Annotated in this window: 23 protein-coding genes; 12 read left to right on the top strand and 11 right to left on the bottom strand. The window is 63.7% G+C overall.

All coding sequences use genetic code 11. The features are described 5' to 3' along the window. The first annotated feature begins 51 nt into the window (after positions 1-51). Positions 52-1644: a citramalate synthase gene (gene cimA, locus BLU32_RS10025; protein WP_093806634.1), complete on the top strand. Its 1593-nt coding sequence runs from the start codon at positions 52-54 to the stop codon at positions 1642-1644. A 27-nt stretch (positions 1645-1671) separates the two neighbouring features. Then, positions 1672-2601 carry an EamA family transporter RarD gene (gene rarD, locus BLU32_RS10020; RefSeq protein WP_093806632.1) on the top strand — a complete coding sequence of 310 codons (930 nt, stop codon included), beginning with the start codon at positions 1672-1674 and terminating at the stop codon, positions 2599-2601. 85 nt (positions 2602-2686) lie between these two features. Here rarD and tyrS read toward each other — a convergent pair whose 3' ends face one another. From tyrS to rpsF, 4 genes are all read right to left on the bottom strand, one after another. Next, positions 2687-3940 (bottom strand): tyrosine--tRNA ligase, encoded by a 1254-nt coding sequence (tyrS, locus tag BLU32_RS10015; RefSeq protein ID WP_093806630.1) that lies wholly within the window; start codon positions 3938-3940, stop codon positions 2687-2689. 431 nt (positions 3941-4371) lie between these two features. Beyond that, on the bottom strand, positions 4372-4986 hold the full coding sequence (gene rplI, locus BLU32_RS10010; protein ID WP_093806628.1) for a 50S ribosomal protein L9: 615 nt from the start codon (positions 4984-4986) through the stop codon (positions 4372-4374). Between the two features lie 101 nt (positions 4987-5087). Continuing rightward, positions 5088-5336: a 30S ribosomal protein S18 gene (rpsR, locus tag BLU32_RS10005; protein ID WP_029057383.1), complete on the bottom strand. Its 249-nt coding sequence runs from the start codon at positions 5334-5336 to the stop codon at positions 5088-5090. Positions 5337-5348: 12 nt separating this feature from the next. Next, complete coding sequence (rpsF, locus tag BLU32_RS10000; RefSeq protein ID WP_093806626.1) at positions 5349-5783, bottom strand: 30S ribosomal protein S6; 435 nt, start codon at positions 5781-5783, stop codon at positions 5349-5351. 374 nt (positions 5784-6157) lie between these two features. Between rpsF and fabD the strand changes: the two genes are divergently transcribed. The 7 genes from fabD to gmk all read left to right on the top strand — a co-directional run bounded on the left by fabD (position 6158) and on the right by gmk (position 12747). Further along, positions 6158-7105, top strand: a complete 948-nt coding sequence (fabD, locus tag BLU32_RS09995) for an ACP S-malonyltransferase (RefSeq protein WP_093806624.1) — start codon at positions 6158-6160, stop codon at positions 7103-7105. A gap of 44 nt (positions 7106-7149) precedes the next feature. Then, positions 7150-7887, top strand: a complete 738-nt coding sequence (fabG, locus tag BLU32_RS09990) for a 3-oxoacyl-[acyl-carrier-protein] reductase (protein WP_093806622.1) — start codon at positions 7150-7152, stop codon at positions 7885-7887. A gap of 282 nt (positions 7888-8169) precedes the next feature. Beyond that, on the top strand, positions 8170-8406 hold the full coding sequence (locus BLU32_RS09985) for an acyl carrier protein (protein ID WP_029057379.1): 237 nt from the start codon (positions 8170-8172) through the stop codon (positions 8404-8406). 62 nt (positions 8407-8468) lie between these two features. After that, positions 8469-9734 (top strand): beta-ketoacyl-ACP synthase II, encoded by a 1266-nt coding sequence (fabF, locus tag BLU32_RS09980; RefSeq protein WP_093806620.1) that lies wholly within the window; start codon positions 8469-8471, stop codon positions 9732-9734. Between the two features lie 114 nt (positions 9735-9848). Next, entirely contained in the window at positions 9849-11042 is a 1194-nt protein-coding gene (gene mltG / locus BLU32_RS09975; protein ID WP_093806618.1) for an endolytic transglycosylase MltG, read from the top strand. A 73-nt stretch (positions 11043-11115) separates the two neighbouring features. Then, entirely contained in the window at positions 11116-12048 is a 933-nt protein-coding gene (locus BLU32_RS09970; protein WP_244501826.1) for a YicC/YloC family endoribonuclease, read from the top strand. Positions 12049-12054: 6 nt separating this feature from the next. Continuing rightward, positions 12055-12747, top strand: coding sequence for a guanylate kinase (gmk, locus tag BLU32_RS09965; RefSeq protein WP_093806616.1), 693 nt, complete (start codon positions 12055-12057; stop codon positions 12745-12747). 25 nt (positions 12748-12772) lie between these two features. On the opposite strand, the gene rsmA is transcribed toward gmk, so the two are convergent. The 6 genes from rsmA to lptF all read right to left on the bottom strand — a co-directional run bounded on the left by rsmA (position 12773) and on the right by lptF (position 20453). Beyond that, positions 12773-13609: a 16S rRNA (adenine(1518)-N(6)/adenine(1519)-N(6))-dimethyltransferase RsmA gene (gene rsmA / locus BLU32_RS09960; RefSeq protein ID WP_093806614.1), complete on the bottom strand. Its 837-nt coding sequence runs from the start codon at positions 13607-13609 to the stop codon at positions 12773-12775. Then, positions 13606-14625, bottom strand: coding sequence for a 4-hydroxythreonine-4-phosphate dehydrogenase PdxA (gene pdxA / locus BLU32_RS09955; protein WP_093810843.1), 1020 nt, complete (start codon positions 14623-14625; stop codon positions 13606-13608). Before pdxA ends, rsmA begins: the two co-directional genes overlap by 4 nt. A gap of 8 nt (positions 14626-14633) precedes the next feature. Further along, complete coding sequence (locus BLU32_RS09950) at positions 14634-15560, bottom strand: peptidylprolyl isomerase (protein ID WP_093806612.1); 927 nt, start codon at positions 15558-15560, stop codon at positions 14634-14636. Positions 15561-15746: 186 nt separating this feature from the next. Continuing rightward, complete coding sequence (locus BLU32_RS09945) at positions 15747-18161, bottom strand: LPS-assembly protein LptD (protein WP_093806610.1); 2415 nt, start codon at positions 18159-18161, stop codon at positions 15747-15749. Continuing rightward, positions 18161-19264 carry an LPS export ABC transporter permease LptG gene (lptG, locus tag BLU32_RS09940; RefSeq protein WP_093806608.1) on the bottom strand — a complete coding sequence of 368 codons (1104 nt, stop codon included), beginning with the start codon at positions 19262-19264 and terminating at the stop codon, positions 18161-18163. Before lptG ends, BLU32_RS09945 begins: the two co-directional genes overlap by 1 nt. Position 19265: 1 nt before the next feature. Continuing rightward, the gene (lptF, locus tag BLU32_RS09935; protein WP_093806606.1) at positions 19266-20453 is read right to left on the bottom strand and encodes an LPS export ABC transporter permease LptF; all 1188 of its coding nucleotides are present in this window, start codon (positions 20451-20453) and stop codon (positions 19266-19268) included. A 335-nt stretch (positions 20454-20788) separates the two neighbouring features. On the opposite strand from lptF, the gene BLU32_RS09930 reads away from it, so the two are divergent. The 3 genes from BLU32_RS09930 (at position 20789) to BLU32_RS09920 (ending at position 24004) form a co-directional block, all read left to right on the top strand. Further along, positions 20789-22282 carry a leucyl aminopeptidase gene (locus tag BLU32_RS09930; RefSeq protein WP_093806604.1) on the top strand — a complete coding sequence of 498 codons (1494 nt, stop codon included), beginning with the start codon at positions 20789-20791 and terminating at the stop codon, positions 22280-22282. Between the two features lie 580 nt (positions 22283-22862). Further along, positions 22863-23312: a DNA polymerase III subunit chi gene (locus BLU32_RS09925; protein WP_093806602.1), complete on the top strand. Its 450-nt coding sequence runs from the start codon at positions 22863-22865 to the stop codon at positions 23310-23312. Then, positions 23294-24004: a bifunctional 2-polyprenyl-6-hydroxyphenol methylase/3-demethylubiquinol 3-O-methyltransferase UbiG gene (locus BLU32_RS09920; RefSeq protein ID WP_093806600.1), complete on the top strand. Its 711-nt coding sequence runs from the start codon at positions 23294-23296 to the stop codon at positions 24002-24004. Before BLU32_RS09925 ends, BLU32_RS09920 begins: the two co-directional genes overlap by 19 nt. A 94-nt stretch (positions 24005-24098) precedes the next feature. On the opposite strand, the gene BLU32_RS22445 is transcribed toward BLU32_RS09920, so the two are convergent. Beyond that, positions 24099-24221, bottom strand: coding sequence for a hypothetical protein (locus BLU32_RS22445; RefSeq protein ID WP_256371434.1), 123 nt, complete (start codon positions 24219-24221; stop codon positions 24099-24101). Between the last annotated feature and the right edge of the window lies 1 nt (position 24222).

The raw sequence follows: 24222 nt of genomic DNA, 5'->3' as shown, positions 1-24222 counted from the left end.
CACAAAAGACCGGTCCCGATGAAGGACCGGCGGCCCCAAGGACACGACATCATGACACGCGAGCGCCTCACCCTCTTCGACACCACCCTGCGCGACGGCGCGCAGACGGCGGGCATCGATTTTTCGGTGGAGGAAAAGATCGTGATTTCCGAGCTGCTGGAGCGGCTTGGGGTCGATTATGTGGAAGGCGGCTATCCCGGCGCGAACCCCACCGACACGGCGTTTTTCTCGGAAAGGCGCACGCAAAGGGCCACTTTCACCGCCTTCGGCATGACCAAGCGCGCCGGGCGTTCGGCGGCGAACGATCCGGGGCTTCAGCTTGTGCTTGGCTCAAAGGCGGATGCCGTCTGTCTCGTCGCCAAGAGCTGGGACTATCACGTCAAGGTCGCGCTCGGCTGTTCCAACGAGGACAATCTCGTGTCGATCCGCGAAAGCGTGGAGGCGGTGCGCGCCTCGGGCCGGGAATCACTGATCGACTGCGAGCATTTTTTCGACGGCTACAAGGCCAATCCCGACTATGCGCTCGCCTGTGCGCGCACAGCCTACGAGGCCGGGGCGCGCTGGGTGGTTCTTTGCGACACCAACGGCGGCACGTTGCCCTCGGAGGTGCGCGAGATCGTCGCCAGGGTACGCGCGGTCGTGCCGGGCGAAAATCTCGGCATCCACGCGCATGACGACACGGGCCATGCGGTTGCCAATACGCTCGCCGCCGTCGATGCCGGCGTGCGGCAGATCCAGGGTACGCTGAACGGCATCGGCGAGCGCTGCGGCAACGCCAATCTCGTCACCCTCGTGCCGACGCTGATGCTGAAAAAGCCATATGCCGATGCCTTCGAGCTTGGCGTTTCCAGTGATGCGCTGGCTGACATCACGGCGATCTCGCGGGCCTTCGACGAGATCATCAACCGCTCGCCGGACCGCCACGCGCCTTATGTCGGCGCCAACGCCTTCGCCACCAAGGCCGGCATTCACGCGTCCGCGATTCTGAAGGAGCCGGAGACCTACGAACATGTTCCGCCGGAAAGCGTCGGCAACCGTCGCCGGGTCCTTGTGTCCGACCAGGCCGGCAAGTCCAACCTTATTGGCGAACTCAAACGGCTCGGGATTTCCGTCGACAAGGCGGATACACGTCTCGATGCGCTTCTCGACGACGTCAAGGAGCGCGAGGCGCAAGGCTACGCCTATGAGGCCGCCGACGCTTCCTTCGAGCTGCTCGCCCGCCGCAGGCTCGGAGAGGTGCCGAAGTATTTCGACGTGAAATCGTTCCGCGTGATGGTCGAACGGCGGCACAATGCGCTTGGCGAACTCGTCACGGTGTCGGAAGCGGTCGTCAAGGTCGATATCGACGGCGAGCCGCGCATGTCGGTGGCGGAAGGAAACGGCCCGGTCAATGCGCTCGACAATGCGCTGCGCAAGGACCTCGGGCACTATCAGGATCGCATCGACGAGATGGAACTGATTGATTTCAAGGTGCGGATCCTCAATGGTGGCACCGGCGCCGTCACGCGCGTCCTGATCGAAAGCCAGAACCGGCGCACGCACAAGCGTTGGTTCACCATCGGCGTTTCAAGCAATATCGTCGACGCGTCGTTCCAGGCGCTGCTCGATTCCCATACGTACACGCTTCTCAAGTCGGCGGGCTGACCGCCGGCGCTTCCGCAGGTCCACATCATGAGCCTTCCCCAACCGGTCGAGGCGGAAGACGCCGAGCGCCGCCTCGGTCTCGTCTTCGCGTTGACGGCCTTTTTTCTTTGGGGGGTTCTGCCCGCCTACTACAAATGGACCGCGGCCGTCGATGCCGATGTCGTGGTCTCTCATCGGATCCTGTGGTCGGTGGTTTTTCTGGGGATCTTTCTCGGGCTGCGCGGGCGGCTGGGCGAGGTGCGCGATGCGCTCCTCGACCGCAAGCGCCTGCCGATGCTGGCGCTGTCTGCGGCGGTGATCTCGGTCAATTGGCTGGTGTTCATCTGGGCGGTGACCGAAAATCGGATCATCGAGATCAGTTTCGGATATTTTTGCAATCCGCTGGTCTCGGTCGCCATCGGCCTGATCGTCCTGAAGGAAAAGCTCAGTCGCTGGCAGGCGGTCGCCATTGCCATTGCCGCGCTGGCCGTCGCGATCCAGGCGGTGGCGCTCGACGCTTTTCCCTGGGTGTCGGTGGGGCTGGCCTTTTCCTTCGCGACCTACGGCTATCTGCGCAAGATGGTGGCGGTCGGGGCGTCGCCGGGCCTGATGGTGGAATCGGTCCTGCTCGCGCCCTTCGCGCTTGCCTATCTGATGTATTCGGGCATCTGGCTGCAGCAGGATGTCCTGCCGCTCGACCGGCCGGGCCTTCTGCTTCTGCTCGCCGGCACGGGGATCGTCACGGCCTTTCCGCTGGCGCTTTTCGCCGCCGGCGCGCGTCGTTTGCCACTGTCGATGATCGGGTTGTTGCAATATATGGCGCCCAGCCTGCAGCTCATCCTCGCGATTTTTCTTTATGGCGAGGAGATCGAGCCGATGCGGCTTGCCACCTTCGGCCTTATCTGGGTGTCGTTGGCGATTTTCACGACCGATACGCTCTACCGCCGCGAACGGCGTCCGCGCGGCGGCGTCGCATAGGCTGCGTGCCGTTGTTGCCGAACGCGAAAACGGGCGCAAGCCATTGGCCCTGCGTCCGTTCCCGTGTCGTGATCCGGCAGGCCCGTCAAACGGCCTTCAGCAGCACATGGCGCTTCTTGCCGAGCGACAGCTTGATCACACCGTCCTCGATCAGGTCGTCTTCGCCGAGCACGCGTTTTTCGTCGCCCTCGGGCTGGTCGTTGACGCGGGTGCCACCGCCCTTGACCTGACGGCGGACCTCGCCGTTGGAGGCGCAAAGCCCCGCTGTCACGAAGGCGGCGAGCAGGCCGATGCCGTTCGCCAGATCCGCACGCGGGATCTCGACGGTCGGCAGCCCGCCGGCCATCGCGCCTTCCTCAAAGGCGCGGCGCGCGGTTTCGCCCGCCGCATCGGCCGCGTCTCGGCCATGCGCCATCGCCGTGGCCTCGGTGGCGAGCACCTTCTTGGCCTCGTTGATCTCCGAACCGCCAAGCGTCGCGAGCCGGGCGATCTCGTCGAGCGGCAGCGTCGTGAAGAGTTTCAGGAAACGCTCCACGTCGCCGTCCTCGGTGTTGCGCCAGAACTGCCAGTAATCGTAGGGCGACAGCATGTCCGGGTTGAGCCAAACGGCGCCCGAAGCGGTCTTGCCCATCTTCGCGCCCGAGGCGGTGGTGAGCAGCGGCGTTGTCAGCGCGAAGAGCTCGACCTCTGCCATGCGCCGACCGAGGTCGACGCCGGAGAGGATGTTGCCCCACTGGTCGGAGCCGCCCATCTGGACGCGGCAGCCGGTGCGGCGGAAGAGCTCGACGAAGTCGTAGCCCTGGAGCAGCATGTAGTTGAATTCAAGGAACGACAGATGCTGCTCGCGCTCAAGCCGCGTGCGCACCGCGTCGCGCTGGATCATCTGGTTGACCGAGAAGTGACGTCCGACCTCGCGCAGGAAGGTGACATAGTTGAGCTGCATCAGCCAGTCGGCGTTGTCCAGCATCAAGGCGTCCTTGGGACCATCGCCGAAGGACAGGAAGCGGTCGAAGACCTTTCGGATGCCGTCCTTGTTCGCCTCGATCTGCGCGTCGTCGAGCAGCGGGCGCGCATCGTCGCGAAACGAGGGATCGCCGATCCGTGTGGTGCCGCTGCCCATCAGCGCGATGGGGCGGTGCCCGGTTTGTTGCATCCAGTGCAGCATCATGATCTGGACGAGAGAACCGACATGCAGGCTCTTTGCCGTGCAGTCGAAGCCGATATAGGCGGTGACCGTCTCGGACCGATACAGATCGTCGAGCCCCTGGGCGTTCGAGATCTGATGGATGAAGCCCCGGTCGTCGAGGGTCTTCAAGAACTCCGATTTGAAAACGGTCATTTGTCTGTCGTCCGTTGTGGGGTTGGTGGTGGCTGCCTGTGTCGCGATGCGCGCAAGCGCCACGCCCGCCGAACCGCGAGCGGGTCCGTGAAGGCCCGATCCTCTTAACCGATGTTGTCCGAGAGATCACGGGAGAATCGCCCGCCCGACAGGACTTGCCGGGACGCGCCGGTGTCAGGACAAAAAAAGCGGCCGGAAAAACCGGCCGCGTGGAGTTAGCGGGTCGAAGTCAGACGCGGGTGGCGTCGACGACGCTTCCCCTCTAGCAAGACCGCATGACACGCCGGCGACGGGAAACGCCGGGCGGCAAAAGGGACAACGAAAAAAGGCCCCGGTTTGTGAACTGACCCCCGAAGTTGGTGTCCAACTTTCGGGGGTCAGTTCATTGTGGGGCCTTTTTCGATCTCGATGCGCATGGCGCGGGGCGTGACTTAGAGGTTTTCCTCTTCGGCCGCGCCCTCTTCGGAGGCCTCGGCCCCTTCTTCGCCATCGTCGGCGCCTTCGGCGCCCTCTGCATCCTCGTCGTCCTCTTCTTCGAACTCGAAGGTGTCGAAGTCGCGCGCCGTCAGATCCTCACCGCGCGCCTGGCGCTCGGCTTCGTCGTTGGAACGGGCGATGTTGAGGCTGATCTCGACTTCCACTTCGGGGTGGAGCACGATCACGATGTTGTGCATGCCGATGGTCTTGATCGGCTTGTCCAGGCGCACCTGGGCGCGCGATGCGGAGAAGCCGCCTGCGGTCATGGATTCGGCGATGTCGCGGGTCGAGACAGACCCGTAGAGCTGGCCGGTTTCGCCAGCCTGGCGGATCGCCACAAAGCGGGTGCCATCAAGCGACTTGGCGACGCTTTCGGCTTCGGCCTTGCGCTCCAGGTTGCGGGCCTCGAGCTGCGCGCGCTCGTTTTCAAAACGCTGCATGTTGCCCTTGTTGGCACGAAGGGCCTTGCCCTGCGGCAGAAGATAGTTGCGGGCGAACCCGTCCTTGACCTTCACCACTTCGCCCATCTGGCCGAGCTTTTGCACGCGCTCCAGAAGAATGACTTGCATGTCGAGTATCCTTGTCGTCTGTCCCGCACCGTCCTGCGGTGCGGTTAGGGGCGCCCGTCTAGGGACGGGGCGACCCCAGCCGATTGCGGGTGTTCGCGATCTTATTTGATCACGAAGGGCAGGAGCCCAAGGAAGCGCGCGCGCTTGATGGCGCGGGCGAGTTCACGCTGCTTCTTCGCCGACACCGCGGTGATGCGGCTCGGAACGATCTTGCCGCGCTCCGAGATGTAGCGCTGAAGCAGACGGATGTCCTTGTAGTCGATCTTCGGCGCGTTGGCACCGGAGAACGGGCAGGTCTTGCGACGGCGGAAGAAAGGACGCCGCGTCGGGAGCTGAGCGATATCAACCATTGCGTTCTCTCCTTAGTCGTCGTTGCGGCGGGGGCCGCGATCGCCACGGTCACCACGGTCGCCGCGATCTCCGCGGTCGCCACGATCACCGCGTCCACCACGTCCGCCACGGCGGTCGTCGCGGTCGCGCTTCTGCATCATTGCGGAGGGCTCTTCCTCGTGCTCATCGACCTTGATGGTCATGAAGCGCAGGACGTCCTCGTTCAGACGCATCTGACGTTCCATTTCCGCGATCGCCGGGGGCGTCGCGTCCAGGTTCATCAGCGTGTAATGCGCCTTGCGGTTCTTCTTGACGCGGTAGGTCAGGGTGCGCAGGCCCCAAGCCTCGACCTTGCCGACGCTGCCTTCGTATTCTGCGATCAAAGCCTTGTACTGCTCGACCATCTGCTCGACCTGCTGGGCCGAGACGTCCTGGCGAGCCAGGAACACATGCTCGTAAAGCGGCATGGATTGTGCCTTTCTTCAGGTTCATAAACCCCGGAACACGGCGCTAAGCCTCTTCGAGCCTTCAAGAAAGGCGGATCGAAGCAACTTCGAAGGCGGAGACACGGGAAGGCGGACGCTTTTGCCGTCCTGCCGGGCATCGGGTGGAAGGTCCACATGACGTCCGGTCTTCCGTTCAGCCCCCGGCCAGAGTTCCGAACGAAGTGGCGCTTATACACCAGTTCGAGCCGTGTGCAAGCCGGGCGGGACAAAGCGTGCGGTTTTTTTCGCGACCGACCTTGACAGAAAGGCGGGCGACCGTCTCTTTGCGGCCAACTCACAAGGCGGAGCCGGAGACGCGTTTTCCTGCTTCGCACACTCAAGGTGGAGACAGCGCGATGAGCATCGCTTTCACGTTCCCCGGACAGGGCAGCCAGTCGGTCGGCATGGGCCGTGACCTGGCGGAGCAGTTCGCCGAGGCGCGGGCCGTCTTTCAGGAAGTCGACGACGCGCTTGGCGAGAAGCTCAGCGAAACCATGTGGAACGGCCCGGAAAGTGATCTCACGCTAACAGCCAATGCACAGCCGGCGCTGATGGCGGTAAGCCTCGCGACCATGCGCGTGATCGAGGCGCGGGGCCTCGATCTCAAGGCGTCCGTGGCCTTCGTCGCAGGTCATTCGCTGGGCGAATATTCCGCGCTTGCCGCAGCCGGTGCCCTGAGTGTCGCCGATGCTGCCCGTCTGCTGCGCGTTCGCGGCGATGCGATGCAAAAGGCGGTTCCGGTAGGCGAGGGCGCCATGGCGGCGCTGCTCGGTCTCGATTTTGACGCCGCCGTCGAGGTCGCCCGCGAGGCGGCCGGTGGCGAGGTCTGCGAGGCGGCGAATGACAATGCGCCGGGCCAGGTTGTCGTCTCCGGACACAAATCCGCCGTCGAGCGTGCGATAGAGATCGCCAAGGCCCGTGGCGCCCGCCGCGCCGTGCTTCTGCCGGTCAGCGCACCGTTCCATTGCTCCTTGATGTCGCCCGCCGCGGATGTGATGGCGGAGGCTTTGGCCGGCGTCGACATGAAGATGCCGACGGTGCCCCTTGTCGCCAATGTGCTGGCCGCGCCGATCAGCGATCCGGTCGACATTCGGCAGCGGCTCGTCGAGCAGGTGACCGGAACCGTGCGCTGGCGCGAATCCGTCTCGTGGATGGCGGACGCCGGTGTCGACACCGCTTTCGAGATCGGGACTGGAAAGGTTCTGAGCGGAATGGTGAAGCGCATCGCAAAGGAAATGGCCGGCTCGCCCGTCAACACCGCCGCCGACATCGATGCGTTGATGGACCGTTTGCAGTCCAACTGACACAGTGCGTATTCCAGACCACCAGATTTGAGGATTTCGCGGGCATGTTCGACCTGACTTCTAAAACCGCACTCGTCACGGGAGCAACCGGAGGGCTTGGCGCGGCCATCGCCCGTGCCCTTCACGCCAATGGAGCGACGGTCGCGTTGTCGGGAACGCGGGCCGAAAAGCTTGAAGCGCTTGCCGGCGAACTCGGCGAGCGGGTTCATGTGTTGCCGGCGAATCTGTCGGATCGGGACGCTGTGGACGCGTTGGTGCCGGCGGCCGAGAGCGCCATGGGCCAGCTCGACATCCTGATCAACAATGCCGGCATCACCCGTGACAACATCTTCATGCGCATGAAGGACGAGGAGTGGGACCAGGTACTGGAGGTCAATCTGACGGCTGGTTTCCGCTTGTGCCGCGCCGCGGTGAAGGGAATGATGAAGCGTCGGTCCGGCCGCATCATCGGGATTGCGTCGGTGGTGGGCGTGACCGGCAATGCGGGGCAGGCCAATTATGCGGCCGCAAAGGCGGGCATGATCGGGATGGCGAAATCCCTGGCGCGAGAGGTCGCGGCCCGCAATGTGACCGTGAACACCATCGCACCCGGGTTCATCGAAACGCCGATGACCGATGCGCTGACTGACAAGCAGAAGGAATCGATCCTCGGGTCGGTTCCGGCAGGGCGTCTGGGTCGGGCCGATGAAATCGCCGCCGCGGCCCTCTATCTGGCCAGCGACGAAGCCGGCTATGTGACCGGTGAAACGCTGCACGTGAATGGCGGTATGGCCATGATATAAAAAGGGAAACCCTGCGATCTTCGCGGGGTTTCCACGTGTGCTTCGAAGGGCTTGTCCGCGACTGGTCAAGCCTCGGAAAGTGTGTTACGAACCCGCCGGCCAGCAGACCCGTTCACGAAGGTTCGGCGCTCGGGCGTGGCCGGTCCGGCGGGGGATAAATACCAAGTACGGGTCCGGTGCGGGCTGGAACCCCATTCACCGCGTTCCGGAGATCGGGTACGAGGTACGGCGCTGAGCGCTGAATCAAGCGAACTATTGTTGGAAGCAATCGAGGAATCAGAAATGAGCGACATCGCGGATCGGGTAAAGAAGATCGTCATCGAACATCTCGGCGTCGATGCCGACAAGGTCACCCTGGAGGCGAGCTTCATCGACGATCTGGGCGCCGACAGCCTGGACACGGTTGAGCTGGTCATGGCTTTCGAGGAAGAATTCGGCGTCGAGATCCCGGACGACGCGGCCGAGACGATCCTGACGGTCGGCGACGCGGTCAAGTTCCTGGAAAAGGCCGCCAGCTAACAGATTTGAATGCCGCGCCGGATGGGGTCTTTCCACCCGGCGCGCCTACATGCAGGTATGAAATGAGGCGAGTTGTCGTTACTGGCCTCGGCATGGTTTCGCCGATGGCGTGCGGTGTCGAGGAAAGCTGGACTCGAATTCTGAATGGTGAGAGCGGGGCGTCTCGCGTCGATCATTTTGAAGTCGAGGACCTCGCCTGCAAGATTGCCTGCCAGATTCCGCGCGGCGACGGGTCCAACGGGACGTTTAATCCCGACGACTGGATGGACCCCAAGGAGCAGCGCAAGGTCGACGATTTCATCGTTTTCGCGATGGCGGCCGCCGAGCAGGCGATCCGCGATTGTGGATGGTCGCCGAAGTCCTACGAGGAGCAGATCCGCTCCGGTGTCCTGATCGGCTCGGGTATCGGCGGGCTTCAGGGAATAGAGACAACGTCGCATATTCTGCGCGACAAGGGCCCGCGACGCGTGTCGCCCTTCTTCATTCCCGGGCGCTTGATCAATCTCGCGGGCGGTTATGTCTCCATTCGACATGGTCTCAAAGGTCCGAATCACGCGGTGGTCACCGCCTGTTCGACCGGGTCGCACGCGATCGGGGATGCCGCCCGCCTGATCGCGCTGGACGATGCCGACATGATGGTGGCCGGCGGGACGGAATCCCCTGTCTGCCGGATCGCGCTCGCCGGCTTTGCCGCCGCGCGCGCCCTGTCCACCGGCTTCAACGAGAATGCGCAGGGCGCGTCACGCCCCTACGACAAGGACCGCGACGGCTTCGTCATGGGCGAGGGCGCCGGCGTGGTGGTGCTTGAGGAGTACGAGCGTGCCGTTGCACGCGGTGCAAAGATCTACGGCGAAGTGGTCGGATACGGCCTGTCCGGCGATGCGTATCACATCACCGCGCCGTCCTCGGACGGGGACGGGGCTTATCGGTGCATGCAAGCCGCACTGAAGCGGGCCGGGATGACGCTGGGCGACATCGACTATGTGAACGCCCATGGCACGTCCACGCCGCTTGGAGATGAAATCGAGCTTGGTGCCGTGCAGAGGCTTGCAGGCGAGGCATCGTCCGGGCTCACGATGTCGTCGACGAAATCCTCGACCGGCCATCTGCTGGGTGCGGCCGGTGCGATCGAAGCGGTTTTTTCTCTTCTTGCGATGCGCGACGGTATCGTGCCGCCGACGATCAATCTCGACAACCCGTCCGTGGAGACCGAGATCGATTTGGTCCCGAACACGGCCAAGCGCATGACAGTGAACACGGCTCTGTCCAATTCCTTCGGGTTTGGCGGAACCAATGCCTCTCTCGTCTTCCGCAAGGTTGCGGCCTGACGCCGGCATTTGACGTGCCGGCTCACTGACAACATGAACGGGCTTCGCGGTTTGGCCATATTTTCACGGCATGTGGCGAACCCATTCCTTCGATCAAACTGACCGGATGGGGTTATGAGCGACAAGCCGACCGAAGATCCCGACCGCGGCACCGATGGCAATACGCCGGTGTCCCGTCCGAACCCGAAGAGCCCGCGCGAGGCCATCCAGCCCGAGCCGGCGCCGCAGCCGCCCGCGCGCTCACGACATGTGCGCAATCCTGTCGTCATCGTCATCAACTTCCTGCTGTCGCTGGCCGTGCTCGGTGTGATCGCGGCTGGCGGGTTGCTGTATTGGGGCAAGGCCGAGTTCGAGGCGCCTGGACCCGCCGTCGCCGAAAAAACGGTGATCATTTCATCGGGATCGAGCCTGCAGCAGATCGCCGACACGCTGGAGAATCAGGGTGTCATCGACAATGCCTATCTCTTCTGGGCCGGTGTGCGCGCCTACAAGAACGCCGGCCAGTTGAAGGCTGGCGAATATGCCTTCGCCCCCGGCAGTTCGATGCGCGAGGTGATGGAAGACCTGGTGAGCGGAAAGGCCGTCTATCATACAGTGACCGTTCCCGAAGGCTGGACCAGCCAGCAGGTGATCGAGCGCGTTCGCGAGCACCCGGTGTTGACCGGGCAACTCGACGAGATCCCGCCCGAGGGTGCGCTGCTTCCCGAAACCTACACGTTCACACGCGGTGCAACGCGTGTGCAGGTCGTAAAGCAGATGCGGGACGCGCAGGACAAGGCGCTTCGCGAAATCTGGGGCCGCCGGACCGAGGGGCTGCCGATCGAGACACCGGAAGACCTCGTGATCCTGGCCTCTGTTGTGGAAAAGGAAACGGCGCGGGCCGACGAGCGGTCCCGGGTCGCCGGGGTCTTCGTCAATCGTTTGCGCCGGGGGATGCGATTGCAGTCGGACCCGACCATTCTCTATGGTCTTTATGGCGGCGATGCTTGGAACCGCGACCGGTCCGCGATCACGCGCTCTCAGCTCGATGCCCGCAACCCCTACAACACCTATCAGATCGACGGTCTGCCGCCGGGGCCGATCGGCAACCCGGGCCGGGCGGCCATGGAAGCCGTCGCCAATCCGTCGCGAACAAAGGACCTGTTCTTCGTGGCCGACGGGACGGGCGGACATGTTTTTGCCGAGACCTACGAGCAGCACCAGCGCAATGTGATCAAGTGGCGCGAGATCGAGCGGGCGCGGCGCAAGCAGGAACAGGAAGGATCGTCTGGCGAGACGCCTGGCGGCAACGCAGCCGACGGCGGCTAGATGATCCGTCAGCATGGCCATGCCGTGCTGTTCTCGCCGGAATGGGCGCATACGGGGCGGACTTATGGGCAACATGTCTTCGCAGGATGCCGGTGTAGCCAAGCCCGGGATCAAGACCGTGCTTTCCAGCATGACGGGCTTTGGTCGTGTGGACGCTGGAGAAGGCGGCGCACGCTGGACGTGGGAATTGCGTTCGGTCAACGGCAAGGGGCTGGATGTGCGGCTGCGCCTCCCGTCCGGTCTTGAGGTTATGGAAAGTCATTGTCGCGAGACGGCCGCCGGTGAGATGTCGCGTGGCAATGTCACGGTCGGGCTCAGCTTTCAACGCGCGCAGCGCGAGGCGGTTCCTCAGATCAACGAAGCCGCTCTGAATGCCTTTCTTGCAGCGCTCGAGACGGTTCACAGGCGCGTTCCCGATGCGGCCCCCGTCGCTCTGGACGGAATTCTCGCACAGCGCGGAATCATCGAGTGGAAAGAGCCCGAAGAAGACCCGGCCGAACGCGCGCGACTGATTTCGGCACTCAAGGCCAGTCTGGCGGCGGCGCTTGACGCCCTCATCGCCATGCGTCGCAGCGAAGGTGCGGCGATCGAGACGGTCCTGCGCGGGCAGTTGAGCAAAATAGCCCGGCTGACGCAGGCGGCGGAAGCCGCACCGTCGCGCCATCCGGAGGCTATTCAGGCGCGGCTGGCGGCGCAGGTCGAGGCGCTGCTCGGTACCGGCGCGCCGCTCGACGTTGAGCGGCTGCACCAGGAAGCGGTGCTGCTGGCGACCAAGGCCGACATTCGCGAGGAACTGGACCGGTTGCAGGCGCATGTCGAGGCGGCTCTTGCGCTTCTAGACGGGGGCGGCGCCGTCGGCCGTCGCCTGGATTTTCTGGCGCAGGAGTTCAACCGCGAGGCCAACACGCTGTGCTCCAAGTCGAACGGAACCGAACTGACCGCCATTGGTCTTGAGCTCAAGACGGTGATCGATCAGATGCGCGAGCAGATACAGAACCTGGAGTAGGCGGGCATGAGCGAACCGGTAACTGGAACGGTGGTGACCGCCGAGGAGGCCGAGGCGCAGAGGCGCGGCTTGATGCTTGTCCTGTCCTCGCCGTCGGGGGCCGGAAAGTCAACCATCGCGCGGCAGCTTCTGGAGCAGGAGAGCAATCTCAAGCTCTCCATCTCCGTCACGACCCGTCCTCGCCGGTCAAGCGAGATTGGCGGCGTGCACTATCACTTCATTTCGCGGGAGCGTTTCGAGCAGATGCGTGACCGCAATGAACTGCTGGAGTGGGCGGAGGTTCACGGAAACTACTACGGTACGCCGAGCGATCCCGTGGAAGAGGCTCTGTCCCGGGGGCAGGACGTGCTCTTCGACATTGACATTCAGGGGACGTTTCAACTTTACAACGCCGTCCGGCCGGACGTGGTTTCGGTCTTCATTCTTCCGCCGTCGATCGCTGAAATGAAATCACGCCTTCACCGGCGTGCGGAAGACACGCCGGAGGTGATTCAACGCCGGTTGAAGACTGCTGTCGGCGAGATGAAACACTGGTCGGAATACGATTACGTCATCGTCAATGATGATCTGCAGCGCGCCTATGACGGGGCGCGCTCGATCCTGCGCGCCGAACGGCTGCGCCGCGAGCGCGGCCCGGCCATCGGGGCGTTCATCGACGGGATGGTCGAGGATCTCCGGCGCGAAACAGACGGCTCCTGACGGGGCTGTTCCGCGTGGCCTTGTTTTATGCGAACGCCTGCGCCAGCCTCACGAACTCGGTGATATCCAGCTCTTCGGCCCTGCGTGTCGGTTCGATGTCGGCCGCCTCGATCCGCTCCCGGGCATCCTTGCCGAGCGCCTTGAGGCTTGCCCTCAGCATCTTGCGCCGCTGGCCGAAGGCGGCAGCGGTCACGCGTTCCAGGGCCTTCAGGGCGCACGGCAGGGGGGCCGCACGCGGGGTCAGATGGACGACGGCGGAGGTGACCTTTGGGGGCGGAGTGAAGGCTTTCGGCCCCACATCGAAGGCGATTGCCGCATGGCAGCGCCAGCCAACAAGCACCCCAAGCCGTCCATAGGCCTTGGACCCCGGCGCCGCGACGATGCGCTCGGCGACTTCCTTTTGAAACATCAGCGTCAGCGATTGCCAGGCCGGCGGCCATGTTTCCTGTGCTACCCAGCCAAGCAGGAGCTGGGTCCCGACATTGTAGGGGAGGTTGGCGATGATCTTCAGCGGCCCTTCGGCCCCGATCTCGGACAGGCGAAGCGCCAGTGCGTCGGCGGTACGGATTTCCAGTCGGCCGGGGTAATGCGCCGCGATCTCCTCAAGCGCGGGCAGGCAACGTGTGTCCTTTTCCACCGCGACCACGCGTTTTGCACCGGCGACCAGCAGGGCGCGCGTCAAACCGCCCGGACCCGGCCCCACTTCCAGAACGGTGGTCCGCGAAAGGTCGCCTGCGGTTCGTGCGATGCGCAGGGTCAGGTTGAGGTCGAGCAGGAAATTCTGGCCGAGCGATTTGCGCGCCTGCAGGTCATGCGTGCGGATGACGTCGCGCAGCGGCGGCAACGTGTCGATCTGGCTCATTCCACCAGGCCGGGATCAGCCAGAACGGCGGCCAGTCGGATGGCGGCGGCGAAACTGTCGGCCCGGGCCTTTCCGGAACCCGCGATCTCCAGCGCCGTCCCGTGGTCGGGCGAAGTGCGCACGAACGGCAGTCCGAGTGTGGCGTTGACCGCATCATGGAAGGCGAGTGTCTTCGCCGGAATCAGCGCCTGATCGTGATACATGGCGAGTGCGCAGTCGTAGCTCGCGCGCGCTTCCTTGTGGAACATCGTATCGGCGGGAAGCGGCCCGCGCGCGTCGATGCCTTGCGCGCGCAGCGTTTCGACGGCGGGCGCGACGATATCCGCGTCCTCATGGCCGATCGAGCCGTTCTCGCCCGCATGCGGGTTGAGCCCGGCAATGGCGATACGGGGAGCCTTGATGCGGAAGCGCGACACCAGGTCGCGGTGGACGATTCGGGCCGTTTCGATGATCAGGTCGCTTGTCAGCGCACCGGGGACCGCGCTCAGCGGAATATGAATGGTCACGGGAACGACGAGAAGATCCGGCCCGGCGAGCAACATCACCGGGCGAACGTTTTCATGTCCGGCTTCGCGAGCGAGGGAACCCAGAAATTCCGTATGCCCCGGATGGGTGAAGCCGGCGTCGTAGAGCGCCTTCTTGTTGATCGGATTGGTCACCACGGCTCCGGCGCGGCCTGCCATCGCATCGGCAACTGCGATGCGGATCGAGGCCAGAACCGCATCGGCATTCGTGCTGTCGGCAATTCCCGGGCGGTCGGTGACCGTTGCGGGCAAGGAGACCACAGGCAAGGCATTCGGAAAAACTTCGAGCGCCGCGTCCGGACCCGCCTCGCGCAGTTTCACCTTGAGGCCTATGCGCTCGGCGCGGGCGGCCAGAAGCGCCGGATCGGCGATGACGTAGAAGGGCGGCAAGTCCCGCTCAACCCGTTCGAAATAGGCCTTCAGCACCACGTCCGGCCCGATTCCGCCAGGATCCCCCATTGTGACGGCGAGAGGCAGGACGCTGCTGCGCATTGCGTTCATCAGCGGTAGTCGATGATTGCGCGGCTGCGCAACTCGCGCAGATAGCGGCGGCTCAACTGCTGGCCTTCCTTTGCCCGCAGGTCTTCTTCCACTTCCATGCGGGCGGCGGCGTTGCTGTCGATCTCCCGCTTCTCGCAGACCGCGAAGATCTCCAGGCCGTTCTCAGTGTTTTGCGGCTTGGTGGTCTTGCCGGCCGGTGTTTTCTCGACGAGCTCTCGCAGGTCGGCGGGAAGCTCCGTCTCCAGCCTCAATTTCGCGGGGCGCACGACAACTTCGCTGTATTGCTGCGCGAGCGCCTCGGACTGGTCGCAGGAGTTGAAGGCAGCGCGAAAACGCTCCGCATCCCGGCGGCGCTGGTTCTTCATGGAAGAGGATGATTTTGCCGGAATGACGAAGATCACCGACTGCAGGCGGTACTCCATGCTCTTGTCGGTCTCCTCGTCGTCCTTCCTGCGCAGGGCAGCGAGGACATCGGATTCCGCGATGCGGACCTCCTGTCGGAACCGCGCCCGCAGGATCTGCCCCCAGCCGATTTCGGCCTCCAGGCGATCGCGGAGCGTTTCCGGGCGGACCCCGGCCTGGCGCAGCGCCTGGCCCAGTTGCTTCGGAGACAGTTTGACGCGGCCGGCAAGCGAGTTGAAAGCCTCATCGACCTCGGCCTTGGACACCCGGATGCCGGCGCGGGTCGCTTCCTGCGTCTTCAACTGCTCGTCGATCAGCTCTTCCATTGCCGCGCGCTTCGCTGCCGCTCCCCCGCGACCCGTTGTCAACCGCAGCAGTCCTGCGCGCTGGCTGATGTCGTAAGATGTGATCGGCTTGCTGTTGACCACCACCTTGATGGAGGTTTGCGCCGCGGCCGGGTCAATTGCCAGGCCAGCAACGAACAGCAGGCTAACGGCTGCGAAAAACCACCGCTTCACAGTCATTTCCTTCCCCTTTTCGCCTTGCCGGTCCCGGCGCTTTTTGAAGGCTATGGTCCGGCAGCGATCCCGGTCGTACCACTGTCTCCGTCCGGGTCTGTCTTCTCTATCCCGAAACTCGCAATCCCGTGTGTCGTTGCACCGGAAAACGGCCAAATTCCGGTTTTGGGCGAGCTAGCGGGCGTCCACTCATCAGTTGTTGCCATTGGTGGAGAACTGCGTATCGCCAAGCGTGCGGAGGCCGAACCTCAGGAAAAACAGCCGATCCGTTGTCTGGCCGTTGTTCCGGCTGCGGTCTTCGGAGTAGGCAAAGGATACGGAAAACCCTTCGTCGTCGTAGCCGAAACCGACGCTGTCGCGAACCATGTTGTTGCTCTGCAAGTCGTAGCGAACGGATCCGAAGACGCGCCAGTTTTCCTGCAATCGCAGGCTCGCGGAACCGATCACCTCTTCTCGGTCAGTCGGGATGCCGATGTTCGGCTGCGCCGAAAGGTAGGCATAGGCGAGGTTGCCGGTCACCGGGCCATAGATGCCGGAGGCCTCGACCTGTGCGCGGCGCACGGCGAAATTGTCGTGGTCGAACCGCGCCTGCGCGCCGATGCGGAAGCCCTGCCGGCTGTCGAAATACAGGCTGCTGACGTAATCGCTCTGGTCGCTGGCCAGACCCGACGAGCGTGTCGCGTCGAGGATATCGGCCGTCTTGAAGGAGTTGGTGCCGGCCAGCTGGAAGGACCGGCCGATCAGGGCATTCATGCTGAAGCTGTTGTCGAACTGAAGGCTGTACTTCAGGCCGATGTTTGCGCGTGTGCCGCCTTCGCTGCGGTCGAAGCCGGAGAACTTGTCGTACTCGAACAGCGTCGTGGAATCGAAGACGATGCTTTGCGCATCCTCGTTGGGCAGTTCGCCGATCCGTCCCTCGTTCGGCCGCACGATCAACTGCGCGACCGGCTCGAAAATCTGATTGCCACCGTTGAACGTGCCGAGGATCGGGAAACGATAGTCGATGCCGACGGCCGGCATGATCCGGCCGACGACCGACTCGTCCGTCAGCGCGCCGACCGTCTTGTCCTGCGACGCCAGGAAGAACAGGTCGCCCTTTACATAGGCGAAGGGCGTGAACACCTGGCCGAGCGGATCGATCACGGTGGTGCGCCAGTCGGCGCGCAGGCTGGTGCGGGTAAACGTGCCTTCCACGCCGCGGAACCGCGTCGTGCCGCCGACGCGGATCGCGTCGGTCTGGTCGCGCGTCAGGCTGGTCAGGTTGCCCGTCAGCGAGAGCTCGCCGCCGGCGATCGGATCCTCGAAGATATAATTGTAGTCGAGCACTGGATGGACGAAGGGTTGCTTGTCCTGCAAGCGGCTTCCCACTGGCAGGTAGTTAGGATCGTTGAAGGTCGCGGCTGCGGCGTAATCCTCCTGCGACACGCGGAAGGCGTAGCTGCGCAGATCGAAGCGGTTTCGTTCGCTCTGGCCTGTCAGATAGATCTGCGAAATGTCGCTGGCATTGCCGAAATCGGCGAAACTGTAGTCGTTCAGAAACGCGCGATCGCTTCGGTAGGAGAGGTCCCAGCCCCATTTCCAGCGTTGGTTGATCTCAAACGCGCCTTCCGTCGCGATCACACCGCGGAAACGGCGGTTGCCGCTCGATGTGCCGTATTCGCCGGGTCGTGCCTGGATCAGCCCGCCGACGTTGATCGAATAGCTGCCGTCGATCAGACGCTGACGCCATTCCGCCTGTGTGAGCAGGCCCTGTTTGGACAGCGGCGTCGCCGACAGCAGAAGGTCGTAATTCGGATCAAGCGCGAAGTAGTAGGGCACCGTGACGCCCACACCGACACGATCGCCAACGACTGCGCTTGGAGTCAGCAGGCCTGTCTTGCGCTTGACGGTGGGGTCGGCCATCGAAAAATATGGCAGATAGACAAGCGATCGACCGAAGAATTCCAGAGAGGCGTCCCTGAACTCGACGGTGCGCTCTGTCTCGTCGTGCACGATGGTTGCCGCACGCACGCGCCATAGCGGCGGTTTCCCGGGCGGACTCGTTGGCCGTGTGTAGACGGTGTAGATCCCGTTGTCGAAGGTCGTCCTGTTGCCGTTTTCGCGACGGGCCCCGTCGGCGATGAAGCGGGTGCGTTGTGGCGTATCGAGCTGCAGCGCGGCGACGAAACCGTCGCGCAGGTCTTCCGAAAGCTCCATCGAGGATGCCCGCAGAACGTTTCCGTTCGGCTCGGTCAGACGGACGTTTCCGTTTGCACGCAGGCGGTTTTGCTTGCGATCGAACTCGACCTGGTTCGCCTCGACGGTGTTGCCGCCGTAGTAGATCTGCACGTCGCCGTTGGCGGAGATCAGGTCCCGGTCGAAGTCGTATCGCAACTCGTCCGCTTCCAGCAGCAGCGGCTCACTCTGGTCGACGGTCGCGCCCAGTGTTTCGAGGGTGCCGGACTGCGCATGGGCGGATGTGGAAACCAGATCACCGGAAAGCGCAGGCGCAAGGGCGGTCAATCCAGCGAGAGCGGTGCAGCGCAGCATGCGCAGTGCAAGAGATCCGCGCAAGGGAGCGGCCGCACGGGTGCTACGAACCGTTTGCGAAGGAACGGCTACAGCCATCAGCCGTCCTCCAGATGCAAGAGGATCGTAAAGCCCATCAGAACTCCAAACACTCCTGGCGCCCAAGCGGCGACGACCGGGGGCACGATTCCCGCGCCACCCAGATCTTTTCCCAGTTCCGACAGAACGTAAAGCACGAACCCGGCAAGGATTCCACCCAGAATCAGTCTGCCAACGCCCCCCATACGCGAAACCCTGAGCGAAACACAGGCTGCAATGAGGATCATTGCGGCGAGAAGTGCGGGGCGCGCAAGAAGTGTCTGATACTGCAAGGAATACCGGTACGCTGGAAGACCCGCGCGCTGTGACAATTCGATCACACGCGGCAGGTCCCAGAATCCGATGGATTCCGGTGCCGCGATGCTCTCGCGCACCTCCGTCGGGGTCAGATAGGTGGAAACGTAATATGTGGCGTGCGTGCTTGGATCGCCGGTCGTGGAATAGACCGTCGCGTCGCTCATGCGCCAGCGCTTGTCTTCAAGGCGGGCCTCCCGCGCTTCCACGCGTTCCGAAAAACTGGCCGACCGGTCGAAGGTGAACAGGGTGATGCCGAGGAGGCGGGTCCCGCCGTCCAGGGTCTGTTTGGCGTGGAGCACCGATTCGCCGTCCGTGCCGTCCTGCCGCAGCCAGATCTCGCCGGTGGTTTGCAGCAGGAAGTTTTGTTCGCTGCTGAAGAGACCGGAGGCGATTTCGTCCGATTGCGTGCGCAGAAACACGGCAAGCGGATTGTACAGCGTCACCGCGGCAACGCCCAGGCCGATGCCCACCAGAAGCGCCGGCGCGGTGAACTGCCAGACGGAAACGCCGGCGGCGCGCGCGACGACGAGCTCCAGCTTTCGGCTTAGCGCCAGGAATGCGGTGATCGCGCCAAACAGCACTGCAAACGGAAGGACTTGCTCCATCAGTTGCGGAACGCGCAGAAGCGAGATCAGGCCGATGCGGGCAAGGGTCGCGCCGTCCTGTCCCGAGCTGCGCCTGAGCAGTTCGAGCACGTCGAACAGGAATATCAGGATCGCCGCGAGCGCGAAGAGGCCAAGGATCGCGCCCAGGAACCGGCGCGAGAAATAGACGGCGAGCGTATGTCCGACCAGGCCGCGTTCCATCTCAGGCCACCCCGTTTGGGTGACGGCCACGCAGCTTTTGCAGGCGGCCCTCGATCCGCTCGGCGAACAGTTCGAGAGCATCGATCAGGCGCTTGATCCAGGAGGGGCGGCGTTCGGCGGCAATGGCCCAGCTGCACAACAGGATTGCGGCAAGAGGCAGGGCATAGAGCGCAAAGCGTGCCGAGGGCATGTCCGGCACGAGCGTCAGGACGCCGAAACCGGCACTTCTGAGCAGGATTGCCAGCGTCAACGCCGAGAGTGTCGCGAAATTGCGGTTTTGACGGGTTGTTTTCGGCTGTCCGGCGAAAACGAACACGATCAGCGCGAAGGCCAGCGGATAGAGCGGCTGACTCAGCCGATCGTGCAGTTCTGCAACGAGCCGGGCACGATTGTCGCGGGCGTAGGTATCGTCTGCAGACGGCGCCAGGAGATCCATCAGGGAGCGTTCGCTGGCCTTGTAGATGGAGGTTCGCCCGGTCGGAACCATATTGGACAGATCGAAGGCATAGGATTGAAAGCGGACGATCGAGATCGATCCGGTCGCGCGGGTTCGGCGCTGGATCGTGCCGTCCTGCATCACCAGAAGCGTGCGTCCTGCCGCCTCGACGATACGTCCGCGCGCCGCCTCATAGGTGAAGACGGTGTCTTCGGCCCTGTCGTCGTGCATGAGCAGGCCGTCGAGCTGGCCGTCGCCGCTGCGATTTCGGATGTGGAAGGTGAGGCCGTCCTCGATGCCGATGAACCGTCCCGGCCGGACGATGTTGGCCACGAGATCGACGCGAACGCGTGTGATTTCGTCGCGCAGCGTACTGAGCCCGAGCGGAGCGAGCGACAGGGACAGCGTCGCGCAAAACAGGCTGACCATGATTGCGAAGCTGATCACCGGGCGCATCAGCACGGTGCGCGACGCGCCCGAGGCGTTGATGACGATCAGCTCGCTGTCGTTGGACAGTGTGTTGAGAACCACGATCAGGGCGATCAGGAGTGCGAAAGGCGCGATTGCGAGCAGCAGGAACGGCATCGCCAGCAAAGTCATTCCGACGAACTGGATGATGGTCTGACCCTTGGAGGTGACCAGATCGAGCTGGCGCAACGCCTGCGTTGCCCACACAACGCCAGCCAGCGCGGCGAGGGTCAGGGCGAACGCCGCCGTGAGGCGTCGCAGGACATAGCGTTCGAAGGTTGTCATCAGGTCCGTGTTGAACGTGGTCGCCAGGCAAGGGTGCCGTTGGGTTTGGTTGCTGGAACGGCACACACCCGGGCGCGCCGCTGGGGAGGCCAGCGTATCGATTAAGCGGCAGTTTAGGTAAATACTACGAGAAGAAAAAGGGTTAACAGCTCCTTGCGTCGCCAGCGCGCTTGCGGTGGGCCGAAACTGGCACCATTGTATCGTCAACCCTCGGCTCACCGGGCGCGACGCGCGACTGAACAGACCGAGCGGATTCCTGCGCGCTCGAGCCAATCGCGGACGCTGTGTCCTGTGGCCGAGCGCCCCCTTGCATCGTGTAACCAAGAGGTTTCGTCTTGCTTCCGAAAATTTCCTTTTCCAAGCTCTCCGCCCCGTCGAAGGGGACCGTCGTTATCTTCGCCGACGATGCGCTCAACATCGGCCCGACGGCGTCCGGCGTGCTGTCCGCTGCCGACGGTCTCCTGACGCGCGCCGCGGGCACGGGCAGCTTTACCGGCAAGGTCAATACGGTGCTTGACCTGATCGCCCCGGCCGGGCTTGATCTCGATCGCCTGATCGTCGTCGGTCTCGGCAAGGCGTCCGCGGTCGCCGATCTGGGTGAAACCGACTGGACGGCGCTTGGCGGCGTCGTGATGGGCGCTCTCGGCAGTTCGGAGGCGGCGGAGATCCTGTTTGAGCTTCCCAGCGGAGATGTCGAGGCCGACCTGGCCGCGACCTTTGCGATGGGTGCCAAACTGCGTGGCTACACGTTTGATCGCTACAAATCGAAATCAGGTGATGACAAGCCGGAAAAGGTGAAAAAGCTCTCGATCGGTGTTTCCGACGCCAAGGCGGCGAAGAAGGCCTGGGAGACCGCCGATGCGATCAGCGACGGCACGCTGCTCGCCCGCGATCTCGTCAACGAGCCGGCCAATGTGCTGACGACGCTTGAGTTTGCCAAGCGCGCCGAAGAGCTTTCCAAGCTCGGCGTCGAGATCGAGATCCTCGATGAAAAGGCGATGAAGAAGCTCAAGATGTATTCGCTTCTTGGTGTCGCTCAGGGATCCGAGCACCCGCCGCGTCTGGTGATCATGCGCTGGAACGGCGGCAAGAAGGATGACCAGCCGGTCGCCTTCATCGGCAAGGGCGTCGTCTTCGACACCGGCGGCATCTCGATCAAGCCCGCCGGCGGCATGGAGGACATGAAGGGCGACATGGGCGGTGCGGCCGCCGTGACCGGTCTGATGCATGCGCTCGCCGCCCGCAAGGCCAAGGCCAATGTCATCGGCGTGATCGGTCTGGTGGAAAACATGCCGGACGGACGCGCCCAGCGCCCCGGCGACATCGTCACCGCCATGTCCGGCGCCACCATCGAGATCATCAACACCGATGCGGAAGGCCGTCTCGTGCTGGCGGATGCGCTCTGGTACACGCAGGACCGCTTCAAGCCGGCCTTCATGATCAATCTCGCGACGCTGACCGGCGCAATCATCGTTGCGCTCGGCAATCAGCATGCGGGTGTCTTTTCCAACAACGACGAGCTTGTCGGGCGGCTGTCTGAGGCCGGGGAGGCGACGGACGAGAAGGTCTGGCGGCTGCCGCTCTCGAAGGAATACGACAAGCTGATCGACACGCCAAACGCCGACATGAAGAACACGGGCGGCCGCACGGCCGGCTCGATCACGGCGGCCCAGTTCCTGCAGCGCTTCGTCAACGACGTGCCGTGGGTGCATATCGATGTTGCCGGTACGGCGATGAGCAGTCCGAAGACGGAAATCAGCAAGGGCTGGGCGTCCGGGTTCGGCGTGCGGCTGCTCGATCGACTGGTGCGCGAGCATTACGAGGCATAAGCAAGGATACGGCGGCGCGGGCCTAGCCGCCGCCGCTGTCTTTCCGCAGACAGGTGCAGCCAGCGTCGTTTCGGCATGTTGCCTTATAAAAAAACCCGCCGAAACGGCGGGTTTTTGGTATCTGGATCCGGAAACGGCCAGTTGTGTGGCCGCGTGGCTCAGCAGGTCTTGTAGGCGACGCAGGTGCCAGTGGGTTCGCTCACGACCGTTCCCATCGCCGTCGTCACGCCGGCAAGGCCTAGAACAAGTCCGAAAAACAGGGCAATACGCACGGCCATCAATATCGTCTCCCGCTCGTCCGGCAATCCTGTGCCTGGACGTCCACCAATTGTGCCTCGCGTGCCCTGCACAGGATGTGACACTTGCCACACGCGTGCCGCCTTCGCGTCGATCTCATCCCGGCCGCCAGAGTGCCGGCCCGAAGTTTTGAAACGGTTAATGAGGAATTGAGCGGAAAGCAAAGCCGCATTAAAGGGCCATGTCACATGGCCGGGCACCTGTTGCGCATTGGCCGCACCTGTCGCACAGTCGCGCTCGCGTTGCGGCTGACTTCGCATCGCCCCCCAATGGCCAGGCCCATATGACGGAAGTGCTTTTTTACCATCTGACCCTCAAACCGCTGGAAGAGGTCCTTCCCGGACTGCTGGAGACCTGTTTGAAACGCGACTGGCGTGTCGTCGTGCAGGCGGGGGCGGCGGATCGGGTGACCGCGCTCGATTCGCTTCTGTGGAGCTATCGTGATGATTCTTTCCTGCCGCATGGCACGTCAGCCGATGGCGAGGGCGCGTGGCAGCCCGTGTTTCTGACCGACGGACCGGACAATCCGAACGACGCGAGCGTTCGCATGATGGTCGATCGCGCTTCGCCGCCCGACCTTACCGGCTACACACGTGGCGTCTTCCTGTTCGACGGCCATGACGGCGAGGCGGTGGCCGAGGCACGCGAGCACTGGAAGGCGCTGAAGGCGGTCGGGCACGATCTGACCTACTGGCAGCAGACAGAAGACGGACGATGGCAAAAGAAGGCATGAGCGGCGACCCGGAGTTCGCCCGGCGCAGGGATGCAGCGCGGGACAGGCTGGACGAACTCTTCGGCGCCAGGGGCGGCGACCGGGACGACCGGACGTCCTGGTTCGAAGCCGTTTATGAAACGGCCGAAGGCGATGCCGCCGCGGTTCCATGGGCGGATCTCGCGCCGAAGGATGCGCTGGTCGAGTGGCTTGAGAACAATCCGGGCAAGGGGGCGTCCGCGCTTGATGTCGGTTGCGGGCTTGGCGACAACGCCGAGGCGCTGGCCGCAGTTGGCTACGATACCACCGCATTCGACCTGTCCGAAATGGCCGTGGAATGGGCCGGGCAGCGGTTTCCGGGATCATCCGTTCACTACACCGCAGCCGACCTTTTTTCGCCGCCGCCCGACTGGATCGGCGCCTTCGACCTCGTGCATGAGTGCTACACGGTGCAGGCGCTGCACGGCGAACTGCGCGCGGCGTCCTACGCGGCCCTGGCGCAGTTGGTGAAGCCGGGCGGGCAGCTTCTGGTCCTGACCCGTTCGCGGCCCGAGGAGGCGGAGGCGGATGGCCCGCCCTGGCCGTTGTCGCCGTCGGAGCTGGCGGGGTTTGAGCGCGTCGGGCTGACGCTTTCGGAGCGGACGGCCTATGACGTCCACAAAGGCGAGCGCGTCATCCCGCATATCCGCGCGGTCTACGAAAAGCCTGTTTGATCGCTCGCCGACCTATTGAAGTGTCAGATAAAAAGGCGGGGCGGTGGCCCCGCCGTTCTTGATTTCGTGTCGGTTGGACGCGCGTGTGCCGCGTTCAGCCGTTGGTGCCGGCCTTGGCTTCGCGGACGGCGCGAACCCGATCGACGCGTCCGTCGGTCTCGCCGACGCCCAGCACGTCCTTGGCCGGTCCAGCACCTCCGGATCGGTCTCCGCGCACG

It is taken from the genome of Stappia sp. ES.058 (genome assembly GCF_900105595.1).
Classification (GTDB): Bacteria; Pseudomonadota; Alphaproteobacteria; order Rhizobiales; family Stappiaceae; genus Stappia.
The sequence above is the reverse complement of the archived record's forward strand: the minus strand, read 5'-3'. Positions and strand labels throughout refer to the sequence as shown.